9 protein-coding genes are annotated in these 12,555 nt (G+C 68.7%); 6 read left to right on the plus strand and 3 right to left on the minus strand.

The annotated features are described in order from the left end of the window. On the plus strand, positions 1 to 2,607 hold the full coding sequence (gene acnA, locus AC1RJ9_RS26265) for an aconitate hydratase AcnA (RefSeq protein ID WP_492841309.1): 2,607 nt from the start codon (positions 1 to 3) through the stop codon (positions 2,605 to 2,607). Between the two features lie 104 nt (positions 2,608 to 2,711). Here the strand turns inward: acnA and AC1RJ9_RS26270 are convergent, their stop codons facing one another. Next, entirely contained in the window at positions 2,712 to 3,593 is an 882-nt protein-coding gene (locus tag AC1RJ9_RS26270) for a GntR family transcriptional regulator (protein ID WP_492841307.1), read from the minus strand. Positions 3,594 to 3,734: 141 nt separating this feature from the next. Between AC1RJ9_RS26270 and AC1RJ9_RS26275 the strand changes: the two genes are divergently transcribed. The 3 genes from AC1RJ9_RS26275 to AC1RJ9_RS26285 are packed head-to-tail and all read left to right on the plus strand — an operon-like array spanning position 3,735 to position 6,621. Beyond that, entirely contained in the window at positions 3,735 to 4,799 is a 1,065-nt protein-coding gene (locus AC1RJ9_RS26275) for an isocitrate/isopropylmalate dehydrogenase family protein (RefSeq protein ID WP_492841305.1), read from the plus strand. Next, positions 4,796 to 6,208 carry an NAD-dependent succinate-semialdehyde dehydrogenase gene (locus AC1RJ9_RS26280; RefSeq protein ID WP_492841303.1) on the plus strand — a complete coding sequence of 471 codons (1,413 nt, stop codon included), beginning with the start codon at positions 4,796 to 4,798 and terminating at the stop codon, positions 6,206 to 6,208. The genes AC1RJ9_RS26275 and AC1RJ9_RS26280 overlap by 4 nt, the downstream gene beginning before the upstream one ends. Beyond that, complete coding sequence (locus AC1RJ9_RS26285) at positions 6,205 to 6,621, plus strand: cupin domain-containing protein (protein WP_492841301.1); 417 nt, start codon at positions 6,205 to 6,207, stop codon at positions 6,619 to 6,621. Before AC1RJ9_RS26280 ends, AC1RJ9_RS26285 begins: the two co-directional genes overlap by 4 nt. Before the next feature lie 176 nt (positions 6,622 to 6,797). Here AC1RJ9_RS26285 and AC1RJ9_RS26290 read toward each other — a convergent pair whose 3' ends face one another. After that, entirely contained in the window at positions 6,798 to 9,065 is a 2,268-nt protein-coding gene (locus AC1RJ9_RS26290) for a TonB-dependent siderophore receptor (RefSeq protein WP_492841299.1), read from the minus strand. A 263-nt stretch (positions 9,066 to 9,328) separates the two neighbouring features. Here AC1RJ9_RS26290 and AC1RJ9_RS26295 point away from each other — a divergent pair, with 263 nt between their 5' ends. Together AC1RJ9_RS26295 and AC1RJ9_RS26300 are read left to right on the plus strand one after the other, a co-directional pair. Further along, the gene (locus tag AC1RJ9_RS26295; RefSeq protein ID WP_492841297.1) at positions 9,329 to 10,363 is read left to right on the plus strand and encodes an alpha/beta hydrolase fold domain-containing protein; all 1,035 of its coding nucleotides are present in this window, start codon (positions 9,329 to 9,331) and stop codon (positions 10,361 to 10,363) included. A 170-nt stretch (positions 10,364 to 10,533) separates the two neighbouring features. Continuing rightward, on the plus strand, positions 10,534 to 12,147 hold the full coding sequence (locus AC1RJ9_RS26300) for a tannase/feruloyl esterase family alpha/beta hydrolase (protein WP_492841295.1): 1,614 nt from the start codon (positions 10,534 to 10,536) through the stop codon (positions 12,145 to 12,147). 118 nt (positions 12,148 to 12,265) lie between these two features. Here AC1RJ9_RS26300 and AC1RJ9_RS26305 read toward each other — a convergent pair whose 3' ends face one another. Continuing rightward, a complete protein-coding gene (locus AC1RJ9_RS26305; protein WP_492841293.1) occupies positions 12,266 to 12,436 on the minus strand; it encodes a thioredoxin family protein in 171 nt (56 codons plus the stop codon). Positions 12,437 to 12,555 lie beyond the last annotated feature (119 nt).

Consider the following 12,555-nt stretch of genomic DNA (forward strand, 5'->3'; position numbering starts at 1 on the left):
ATGCGCGTCGTCAAGATCGAAGGCGCGTTCGGCGCCCTGGCCTGCGCGGATCTGGTGGCCGAGGCGGGCGCGGACTTGCAGCGCCTGCCGGTCACCCATCGGATCCTGCTAGAGAACGTCCTGCGCCAGGGCGGCGAGGCGGCGCGGCAGGGCAAGGCCGACCTGCTCGGCTGGCTGGCCCTGGGCCGCAGCGAGGCGGCAATCACCTTCTCGCCCTCGCGGATCCTGATGCATGACACCACCTGCGGCCCGGCCCTGGTGGACATCGCGGCCATGCGCGACGTACTGGCGGCGGCGGGCGGGGACCCGTCCCGGCTCAACCCCGACCGGCCCGTGGCGACCTCCACCGACCATTCCCTTGCCGTCGATTTCGCCGGCGTCGGCGACGCGGCCGCCCGAAACATGGCCCGCGAATTGGAACGCAACGGCGAGCGCTACCGGTTCATGAAGTGGGCCTCTGGCGCGGTCGACGGCTTTCGAGTGTTCCCGCCCGGCAGCGGCATCATGCACACCATCAACATGGAGCGCCTGGCCATGGTCGTCGGCCAAGAGACGCGCGACGGCGTCGCCTGGGCGATCCCCGACACCCTGGTGGGCACCGACAGCCATACGCCCATGATCAACGCCTTGGGTGTGCTGGGCTGGGGCGTGGGCGGGCTAGAGGCCGAGGGCGCGATGTTCCGCGTGCCGGTCACGCTGCGCATCCCCGAGGTCGTTGGCGTACGGCTGACCGGCGCGCTAGGCCCGGGCGCGACCGCGACCGACCTGGCCCTGATGGTCACCGAGCGGCTGCGCAAACTGGGCGTGGCCGGGGAGTTCGTCGAGTTCTTCGGTCCTGGCGTGGGCAATCTCAGCGTCGGCCAGCGGTCTGTGGCGGCCAATATGGCGCCCGAATACGGCGCCTCGACCGGCTTCTTCCCGATCGACGCGCGCACGCTCGATTACCTGCGGATCACCGGCCGGAGCGCGCCCCAGATCGACCTCGTCGAGGCCTACGCCCGCCACCTTGGCCTGTGGCGGACGCCGGAGCTGGAGCCGCGCTACACCGAGACGATCGAGATCGACCTGTCGGCCCTGGCGCTCAGCGTCGCGGGACCGCGCCGACCGCAGGATCGGTTGGAGCTGGCGGCCGTGCCCGCCGCCCTGGCGCCGGCCCTGGCGGGCGTCGCTCCAGGCGGTCCCGGCGCGCCTCCGGCCGACGCGGTGGCCATCGCCGCCATAGCCTCCTGCACCAACACCACCGACCTTGCCCTGCTGGTCGGCGCCGGCCTGGTGGCGCGCAAGGCCCGAGCCCTGGGCTTGACGCCGCCCGCCTGGGTGCGCGCGTCCCTGACGCCGGGCTCGCCCGCCACGCGTCGCCGGCTGGAGCGGGTCGGTCTGCTTGAAGACCTCGAAGCCGTGGGCTTCTCCATTGCCGGCTATGGCTGCGCGACCTGCATCGGCAATTCCGGCCCGCTGCCGGCCGTGATCGAGCAGGCGGTCGCCGAGCGGGGTCTCAAGCCCATCGCCGTGCTGTCGGGCAATCGCAACTTCCCCGGCCGGGTCCACGCCCAGGTCGACAACGCGCTCCTGGCCTCGCCCGCCCTGGTGGTCGCCTACGCCTTGGCCGGCCGAGCAGCCCTGGACATCGCCGAAGACCCGATCGGCCACGGCCCGGGCGGCGAGGTCGTGCGTCTGGCCGATCTCTGGCCCGCGGCGGATGAGGTCGAGGCGTTCGTCCGTCTCGCCGCCGATCCTGGAGATGTCGCCGAGGCCTATGATGCGGCGGAGGCCTCCCCCGCCTGGGCCGCTCTGTCGGCGCCGGAGGCGGCGCGGTTTCCCTGGGACCCTTCGTCGACCTATCTGCGGCCGCCGCCGTTCGTGCGCCTGGAGAGCGGCGCGATCGCGCCAGGATCGATGCGGGCGCGGATCCTGTTGGCCCTGGGCGACGACGTCACCACCGACCACATCTCGCCGGCCGGGGCGATCCCCGCCGCCAGCGAAGCCGGGCGCTGGCTGGTCGCCCACGGCGCCGACCCAGCCGACCTCAATGTCTACGCCTCGCGCCGCGGCAACTGGGAGGTGATGGTCCGGGGGCTCTTCACCAACCGGACGCTGAAGAACCTTCTGGGCGAAGGTCTCGCGCCCGGCTGGACCTTCGATCCCGACGGCCAGCCGGCTCCGGCCTGGACGGCCGCGCAACGCTACGGGGCGCTCGGCGCGCCGCTGGTGATCGTGGCCGGAGAGCGCTACGGGACCGGCTCGTCGCGCGACTGGGCGGCCAAGGGCGTTCAGCTCCTGGGCGTGCGGGCGGTGCTGGCCAGAAGCTTCGAGCGCATCCATCGCTCGAACCTGGTCGGCATGGGCGTGGCCCCGTTGCGCATGCCCGAGGGCTGGCGCCCCGAGACCCTGGGCCTGACGGCGGCCGACCACATCGAGATCGACTGGGACCTCGACGCGCTGGCGCCCCGCGCGTCGGTCGCCATCCGGATCCTGCGGGCCGACAGGACGGTGCTGGAGGGCCAGGCCACAGCCTTGGTCGAGACCCAGGCCGAGATCGCGCTGCTGCGGGCGGGAGGCATGATCCAGAGCATCCTGCGCCGGGCGCTGGACAGACCCGACGCCTAGAGCGTGGCAGCCGAAAGTGTGAGCGGTTTCGGCGCCTGCCACGCTCTAAATGCTTGAGATAGAGCCTGTCTGTTTCTGATGTTTCCATCAGAAACAGACAGGCTCTAGGCGGCGCCCTTCGGCCGGCTCTTGGCGGCGCCGACCGAGGACAGATGCCGGCGCATCAGCTCGGCGGCCTCGGGCCGGCGACCTTCCAGCAGCAGGTCGAGGATCGCCACGTGCTCGCGGCACCGTTCCACGGCGTCTGTCCTGTCGAGCTTCTGGCAATGCTCCATCAGCCGCCTCAGACGGTTGAGGCGGACCAGGGCGTCGATGAAGAAGCCATTGCCGCTGCAGGCGATGATTGTCTCGTGCAGGCCGCTGTTCAGTTCGAAGATTCGGGCGTCGGATGCGGTGTGGATCTCGCCGTCGATCAGGGCCTGTTGCTGGCGCCGCCGCCGGTCCAGGGCCGGGACGTCGAGCACGAACCCAGGCTCGAGCATGGCGGCCGGCTCGATGGTCAGACGGAAGCGATAGCTGTCGCCATAGGCCGCCAACGAGGTCAGGGCCGGCAGGAAGGCCCAACCGTGGCCGGGCAGGCGCTCCATCAGACCCTCGGCGACGGCGCGACGCAGCAGGCGCGCCAGCTGGCCGCGCGTGACGTCGTAGCGGCGGACCAGCTCGTTCTCGGTCAGACGTTCGGGCAGGCGCTGGTCCAGCCGGTCGTTGATCAGCCGGTCGTACAGCGCCGTGTCCTCGTCGGCCGCGTCCGGCGCGCGGGGAGGCGCCAGGCCGCCATCGATCGCCACATAGCCGCCGCGCGCGGCCGGACACACTACGCCTTCGGTCTCCAGCAAGCGCAGGGCGCTCCTCACCGGCGAGCGCGATACGCGCATCCGCTCGGCCAAGCCGCGCTCGGTGAGCTGGTCGCCAGGGGCGAGAGCGCCCTCCCGCATGAGATCCAGGATCTGGTCGGCCAGACGGCGGGTGAGGGCGGTGGCGGTCATGGCTCCTGCTTCGCACGACAACTTCCCCGCCGCAAAGATCAATGGCCCTTTCATTGGTCAAAATGCCATTAAATGGAATATTGAAGTTGTAAAATGCCAAATCGTCCGCCATAGCTCGCGAGCCCTACCTGGAGACCCGGCATGCGCATTCTTGTTCTTCCCGGCGATGGCATCGGTCCGGAGATCACCGATGCGACCTTGAGCGTACTGGAGCGGGTCGACGCCCGTCTCGGCCTGGGTCTGGCCTTCGAAATCCACGATATCGGCCTGGCCAGCCTCAAGGCGTCCGGCATGACCTTGCCGGACGCGGTGATGCGCCGCGCACCCCAGGTGGACGGGGTGATCCTGGGCCCGGTCTCGCACTACGAATACCCCGCGCGCGCCGAGGGCGGGATCAACCCGTCGGCCGAGCTGCGCGTGAGGCTCGAGCTCTACGCCAACATCCGCCCCTGTCGGTCGCGGCCGGACCTGACGGTGCTGCGTCGGCCGATGGACCTGGTGATCGTCCGCGAGAACACCGAAGGCTTCTATTCCGACCGCAACATGTTCGCCGGCTCCGGCGAGTTCATGCCCGATCCCGACATGGCGTTGTCGGTGCGCAAGGTCACCGCCAAGGGCTCGGCCCGCGTGGCTCGCGCCGCCTTCGACCTGGCGCGCGCTCGCCGTCGAAAGGTCACGGCCGTGCACAAGGCCAATGTCCTGAAGCTGTCCGACGGGCTGTTCCTGCGCGAGGTGCGCAAGGTCGCGGCCGACTATCCGGACATCGAGCTGGAAGAGGTCATCGTCGACGCCGCAGCGGCGCTGCTGATCCGCAGCCCCGACCGCTTCGACGTGATGGTCACCACCAACATGTTCGGCGACATTCTGTCGGACGAGGCCTCGGAACTGACCGGGAGCCTGGGGCTGGGCGGTTCGATCAATGTCGGCGATGCGGTCTGCGTGGCGCAGGCCCAGCATGGTTCGGCCCCCGACATCGCCGGCCAGGACCTGGCCAATCCGACCTCGCTGATCCTGTCGGCGGCCATGCTGCTGGATTGGCGCGGCCGCCGCGACGCCGACGCCAAGCTGGTCGAGGCCGCCCGCCGCATCGAGGCGGCGGTCGAGCGGGTGCTGGACGATCCCGCCGCGCGCACGCGTGACATCGGCGGGACCTCGGGGACGGCGGCTTTCGCCAAAGCCGTGTGCGACGCCGTGGAGGCGGCATGATGGAGCGGCCGCTGTTCGTCTCCATCGACCCGGCGACCAACCGGGAGTTCGCGCGCTACGACGGCGACACGGCCGCGGAGGTGGAGCGCAAGCTCGACGACGTCGTCGCGGCCCAGGCGAGCTGGCGGCGGCTGTCCGTTGAAGCGCGCGTGTCGTTGTTGCGTCGCTTGGCCGAGACGCTGCGCGCCGACCAGCCGCGCCTGGCCAGGCTGATCACCGACGAGATGGGCAAGCCTCTCGCCGAGGCGGCCGGCGAGATCGAAAAATGCGCCTGGACATGCGCGTTCTACGCCGACGCCGCGCCGGCCTGGCTGGCCGACCAGGTGGTGGCTTCCAGCGCCGCCTATAGCGCCGTGGTCCATGAGCCGCTTGGCGTGGTCCTGGCGGTGATGCCGTGGAACTATCCGTCCTGGCAGGTGATCCGTTTCGCCGCGCCCGCCCTGGCGGCGGGGAACGCCATCGTCCTCAAGCACGCGGCCAACGTCCCCGGCTGCGCCCTGGCCATCGCCGACCTCTTCGCGCGCGCCGGTTTCCCCGACGGACTCGTCCAGGTCGTGATGATCGAGCCTGGCGCGGTCGCCGGCCTGATCGCCGATCCCCGCATCGCCGCGGTCACCCTGACCGGCTCCACCGAGGTCGGGGCCATCGTCGCGGGTCGGGCGGGGCGGGCGTTGAAGAAGCAGGTGCTGGAGCTGGGCGGGTCGGACCCGTTCATCGTCCTGGCCGACGCCGACATCGAGGCGGCCGCCCGGGCGGCCGTCACGGCCCGGTTCGTCAACAACGGCCAGTCCTGCGTCAACGCCAAGCGCTTCATCGTCGAGGACGCCGTCGCCGACCGGTTCGTCGAGGCCTTCACGCGCGCGGCTTCGGCCCTGAAGGTCGGCGACCCGCTGGACCCAGAGGTCCGGATCGGCCCGATGGCGAGGGCTAACCTGCGCGACCAACTGCACGACCAGGTCCTCCGCAGCCTGGCGGACGGGGCCGTCCTGGCCCTGGGCGGAGCCCCTCTGGATGGCGAGGGCTTCTACTATCCGCCGACCGTGCTCGACCACGTCTTGCCCCACATGGCCGCGTTCCGCGAGGAGACCTTCGGGCCGGCAGCAGCGATCATCCGCGCGCCGGACCGCGAGACGGCGATCGCCCTGGCCAACGACACCGAATTTGGTCTGGCGGCGGCGCTCTGGATCGGCGACGCGGCCGCCGGCTTGGCGCTGGCGCGCCGCCTCGACGCCGGCGCGGTGTTCGTCAACGGCGTGGTCGCTTCCGACCCGCGCTTGCCGTTCGGCGGGATCAAGCGATCCGGCTATGGCCGCGAACTGGGCGAGCAGGGCCTGCGCGAGTTTGTCAACCTCAAGACCGTCTGGGTGGGGCCCGCCCAGGCGCCGTCGCCCGCACAGGCGAGCGCATGACCGATCAAGCCGGTCCCGCCGTGCTGCGTCCGGCCGCCATCACCCCGCGCGAGCGCGGCGGCGGCGCGCGCACCACACCCCTGGTCAACGCCCGCGTCGGCTCGCAGCGGACCTTGAGCGGCATTACCGAGTTCGAGTCCGGCGCGGCCATCGCCCTGCATTTCCACAGTTGCGAGGAGACGGTGATGGTGCTGCAGGGCGCGGCTGTGGCCGAGATCGACGGGGTCGAATACGCCGTGAACGAGACCGACACCACCTGGATCCCGGCCGGCGTCCCGCACCGCTTCCGCAACGCCTCGCTCACCGAACGCATGCGGATCTACTGGACCTACGCCTCGATCGACGCCGACCGGACCATCGTCGCCACCGGGGTCACAACGCGGATCGACGCCGAGCACGGCGTCGCTCCCTGAAGCGCGACCCGGCGCGCATGCGCCAAGCGAGATGACGCCCGCCCGGCCCCGAGGGATGCCCACGTCTCGAACTTAAGTATCCAAGACCGGCGGGGCGGACGCCGAGGCCTTGGCGCAAAAGAATGGGCCGGCCTCGCGATGAGGCCGGCCCCCGGTCGACGGTTCTGGGGGAGGGATCAGAACTCGGTCGAGATCGCGAACTTCACCGTCGACGGCGCGCCTTGCGCGGCGAAGAGGGCGCCGGTGGAGGCGAAGTACTTCTTGTCGCCGATGTTCTGGCCGTAGACGCGGAAGGTTGTCGGCCGCCCGGCGATCTCGGTGCGATAGGACGCGCCCAGATCGAACAGGGTGTAGGCGGGGATGAAGTTCTGATTGAGCGGATTGATGGCCTGGTCGCCGGTGTGGAAGACGCCGCCGTTGATCGCCAGGCCCTCGACCAGAGCCGTGAGCCGATACTCACCCGACACCGACCACGAGACCTTCGGGGAGCCCTCGACACGCTTGCCCACGATGGTCGGCGAGATCAGCTGGCTGCCGCTGGCCGCGTCGATGCGCGGCGTTCCGTTGGCGTTGAACAGCAGGGCCGTGGGCGAGCCGGACGTGTACTTGGCGTCCAGGAACAGCGCGCTGGCATAGACCGTGAAGTCGCGGCTGACCTTGCCCGTCAGGCTGGCTTCCAGGCCCTTGTAGGTCTGGCGGCCGTCCTTGACGTAGGTGTTGGCGCCATTGACGACGGCGGAGTCGCGCTTGATGTCGAAATAGGCCGCTTGCAGTAGCAGGGTGGGGAAGATTTCCCACTTCACGCCGCCTTCATACTGGGTCGACTGCGACGGGCCCAGTTGCTCGTTGGAGTTGGTCGCCGTCAGCGGCGCGGCCGGCGTAGATTCCAGGCCCTCGATATAGGTCGCGTATAGGCTGACATTGGACTTGGGCTTGATCACCACCCCGCCCGACAGCGAGGTCGGCTTGGCCTGGAAGGTCTTCACGCCCGTGTCGAGGCGCTTTTCCTCGTAGTCGGACTTGCGCACCCCGACCAGCACCTGGAGCCACTCGTTGTACTTGATGCGGTCGAAGACGTAGTAGCCGACATCCTTGATGCCGCTGGGATTGTTGAGCGCGTTCAGCGGCTCGCCCAGCCGCGGGATGGCGTGCGGGTCGGTGATGCTCTGCCGGCACAGGGCGCGGGTCTGGCCCGCCCCGGCGGTCGAGGCCAGGGTCGCGCCGATCAGGGCCCCGGTCGTGCTGTTGTAGAGGCAGGCCTGGGCGCTGCTGGCCGATGAGCGGTTCTCGCGGATGTTGTCGGAGGCGCCCAGCAGGATCTCATGCTTCAGCGGGCCGGTGGAGAAGGCGCCGGTGATCTCGGCGCGGTAGTTCTCGTTGCGGTACTTGGCGATCGGCTGGTAGCTGACCGACAGTGGGAACTCGCCCACCGCGCCCGTCAAGGGATCGGTGTTGGGATTGTTCGGGTCGATCGTGTTGAAGTGACGTTCGCGCTGCAGGCGCGACAGGCCGGCGCTGGCGACGAGCTCCCAGTTGGGCAGGAAGCGCCAGATCGACTTGGCCAGCAGGTTGCTTTCCTTGGTCTTGTTGCGCGCCCAGTCCGGTCCGAAATTGGTCGAAGGATCGATCAGATCCGGCAGCTTGATGGTCGGATAGGGGTTGGCGACCGTGGTGGCCGGGACCTTCAGGAAGCGGTAGATGCCCGGCTCGTTGACGTCCTTGAAGATGCGCTCGCCGTCGAACTGCAGAGTCAGGGTGTCGGTCGGCTTCAGGTCAAAGGCGCCCGACAAGAGGTTGCGCTTGCCGTCGGTGTTGTCGATGCCGGAGTCGGGCCGATCGTAGACGGCGTTGATCCGATAGCCGAGGATGCCGCGCGTGCCGCCGACATCGACATGGCCGCCGAGCGCGCCGTGCGAATTGCCGAACACCGACATGTTCAGTAGCGGATCGGGGGTGGCCCGCTTCATGGTCAGGTTGATGATGCCCGAAGGACTGGTGAAGCCGTAGTACAGCGCCGAGGCGCCCTTCAGGGCTTCGACGCGTTCCTTGTCCTCGAGCGGCAGGTCGATGAGGTTGATGATCGGCAGCGTGCCATCGAGACGGTAGTTGCCGCGGTTCTCCACGGGAATGCCGCGGATGGCCAGGTTGCTGTAGACCGTCGGCGAGGTCTGGGAAGCGGTGACCCCAGGCGTGTTGCGCAGCGCGTCCTGAATGCTGCGCGACTGCTGCACGTCGAGCATTTCGCGCGGAATGACGCTGATGGTCAGGGGGGTGTCCAGCTGCTTGGCGCCGCGGAAGCTGCCGACCTGGACGGCCTTGGTGCCGGTGGTGTCGGCGGTGACCACGATCTCCTCGAGGGCGGACACTTCGCCCGGCGTCTGCGTTGACTGGGCGTTGGCCAGAACCGGCAAGGCCAGCGTCGCCGCCAGGGCGGTCGTCCCCAACCAGGCTCGGCGTGTAAGCGTATGGCAAGTCATCTTGTTACCCCCTCTTGACGAATTGAGACCACCCGCGCCGGCTTCCCCGACATCAGATGCACCGTTTGTACTTTTGACGACGATAATTACGTATTGTATTTTGTAAACCAGAAATCCAGTTTACATCCGTCACGCCCGGAACGGCGCCTTTTTCGAAGGCGCCGTTGGCGGTCGAGAGGCAACCGTTCCCTGGATGCGTCAAAGGCCTGTAGGCAAGCTCGGAGGAGATGATGCGCAGCGTCGACTGGACCGCCTGCATCGCGATCGCTCTGGCCTCGATGGCTGCGGCAGAGCCTGCGGAGCCTGGGGTTTCCGAACCGAAAATCATCGCCGCGACGGTTCGCGACGATGTCTTTCCCAAGCTTCAGGCCCACTACCCCGACGGCGTCGTCGCGCGAGGCTACGTCGAATTCGCCAACCTGACCGGTTTTCGGCCGTTGCTGCTCGACCTCTATACGCCGCGCCCGATCAAGGGCGGCGCGCCGCTGATCGTCTGGGTCCATGGCGGCGGCTGGAACAGGGGCGACTCCCGCACATCGGGCGGCTTCGCCGACTTCCCGGCGGTGCTGGCGTCGGTGGCCGCGCGCGGCTTCGTGGTGGCTTCGGTCAACTACCGCCTCAGCGGCGAGGCGCGGATCGCCGACCAGGTGCGGGATATCAAGGGCGCGGTGCGTTTCCTGCGCGTTCATGCCGCCGATTATGGCCTCGACCCGGCTCGGGTCTATCTGGTGGGGGGCTCCGCCGGCGCCCAATTGGCGGCCCTGGCGGCGGCGACCTGCGGGGCGCCGGCCTTCGATCCGCCCGCCTCGACCGGGCGTCTGCCAGGCTCACAGGCCAGGGTCGCCAAGCCCCTGCCGGTTTCCGACTGCGTCCAGGGCGCGGTGGCCTGGTTTGGCCCGTTCGACATGAGCCGGCCAGGCGCTCTCAAGGTCGAGCAGGTTCTCGGATGCGCCGGGGCCGACTGCTCCGCGGCCGCGGCCGCGGCCAATCCTGCGACCTATCTCGACAGAAGCGACCCGCCGATGCTGCTGCTGCACGGCGCCGACGACGACCAGGTCAGTCCCGACCAGACCCTGGTCTTCGCCGACAGGCTCCGCGCGGCGGGCGTGCCGGTGGAGACGGCGATCCTGCCGGGCGTCGGCCACGGTTGGATCGGACCCGATCTTGCCTCGACCCGCGCCGCCAGCCTCGAGGCTCTCAGGCGCACGCTGGATTTTCTTCAGGCCCAGGCCCAGGCCCAGGCTCAGGCTCAGGCGCGACGCTAGCGCGTTCCGCGCGCCACGCCGTCTTCGTTGATCGGCCGTGAGCTTGACCAAGGCGTGGTCCTCATGATTTGTATTATTGAATTCGATAAGACTATTATCGTCCGGCGCATGGAGAGGGATGGACGATGCCTATTAAACGCCTTGCGACCGTTATTGGGGCTGTGTCAGCCGTGGTCGGCGCCGTCCTGCTCGCCACGCCCGCGGCCGCCGAGGATTGCGCCGCCATGAGTGGTCTGGTGCTGCCTCATGCGCGGATCACTCTGGCCAAGGCGGTCAGCGGCGGCACGTTCGTCGAAGACAATGCGGTGGGCCGCGCCGGCCGCACCTACAAGGGCCTGCCCGACTTTTGTCGCGTGCGCGGTGTGTCGACGCCCGTCCTGGGCTCGGAGATTGAATTCGAGATCTGGCTGCCGGCCCGCGAACGTTGGACCCGACGCCTGCACATGGTGGGCAACGGCGCCTATGTCTCGAACCTGCCCTATCCAGCGATCATCGCCCGGATCCAGCGGGGGGACGTGGCGGTAGCCACCAATACCGGCCACATCGGCAGCGAGCTGACCTTCGTCATCGGCAAGCCGGAGTCGATCGTCGACTTTTCGCATCGCGCCGTCCACGAGTCGGTGGTCGCGGCCAAGGCGGTGACGGCGGCCTATTATGGCGCCCCGGCCGCCCGCAGCTATTTCAGCGGCTGCTCGACGGGCGGTTATCAGGGCCTGAGCGAGGCCCAGCGCTATCCGGACGATTTCGACGGGATCATCGCCGGGGCGCCGGGCAACAACCGCTCCAACCTCAACCTGGCCTTCCTGTGGAACTTCAAGATCAACCATCGGCCTGGAGACGATGCGACACCGATCTTGCCGCACACCAAGCTGGCGATGATCACCGCCGCCGTCGTCAAAACCTGCGACGGGCTGGACGGAGTGGTCGACGGGGTCGTCAACGACCCTCGCGCTTGCCGGTTCAATCCCGCCTCGCTCCAGTGCGCCGGTCCTGATGCGCCGACGTGCCTGACCGCCGAGCAAGTCGACGTGGTCCGCAAATTCTACGCGGGCCCGACCGACGCGCGCACCGGCAAGGCGATCTATCCCGGATACCTGCCCGGAACCGAGGGTGTGGTGGGCGGCGAGGACAGCTCCGCGCCGGGCTGGAGCGCCTATTGGGGCAACCCCAAGAAGCCCGAACCCCTCCGTCTGGACTTCTTCCGCTACTGGGTCTTCGACGATCCCAACTGGGACTGGAAGACCTTCAACTGGGGCTCCGACATCGACGCCATCGACGCCAGGGTCGGCGCGACCTTCAACGCCGTGAACCCCGACCTCCACGCCTTCAAGCGGCGCGGCGGCAAGATGATCATGTTCATGGGCTGGCAGGACCCGGTCGGCGCGGCCGAGGAGGCGATCAACTATTATGAGGCGGTGAAGGCGACCTCGCCGGCCAAGGACGAGGCGGCCCGGCAGGCCGACACCCAAGAGTTCGTGCGGCTGTTCATGGCGCCCGGCATGGCCCACTGCGCGGGTGGTCCGGGCGCGACGCACTTTTCAACCGCGACCCGCAATTCCGAGCCGCCGGTCAGCGACGCCGCCCACGACATGGCCATCGCCCTGGAAGAATGGGTCGAGCGTGGGCGCGCGCCCGAGACCTTGATCGCCACCCGGTTCGACGCGCCCAGCGGCGAAGACCGCAAGATCCTCTTCCAGCGCCCGCTCTGCACCTATCCCAAGATCGCGCGCTACAAGGGCGGAGCGCAGGAAAGGGCGGACAGCTTCGCCTGCGAGGCGTCCTAGGAGGCGAGCCGCGGGAACGGAAGGTCAAAGGCGTCTTGGCGCGGCTAGCGCAGGGCGCTGGCCGCCAACTCGCGGATTTCGGCCGGATCGGTGACGCCGACACTGCGGCCGGTCGCCTTCAAGCCTTGAAGGCGATCAAAGTACTCCGCGGGCGCACGTTGAGATGGCGCTTCTCGGCCGTCTGCTTGTCATAGTCGAGCTTGAGGATCACCAGTCTGGCGAAGGCGGGATCCTGGGCGATCGCCGCGATGGTCGGCGCCTGGGCGCGGCAGGTCTGGCACGCCGCCATCGGCCACGCTGTCGCGCTGAAGCGCCTGATCCTCACTACGCCCTAGGCCACAGACCCATAAACGGGATTCCCAAAAAGTGGCGGGGCTGATTCAAACCTTCTGAGACGGGAGGTTTGAA

The organism is Caulobacter sp. GW822-FHT07D08 (assembly GCF_058798735.1).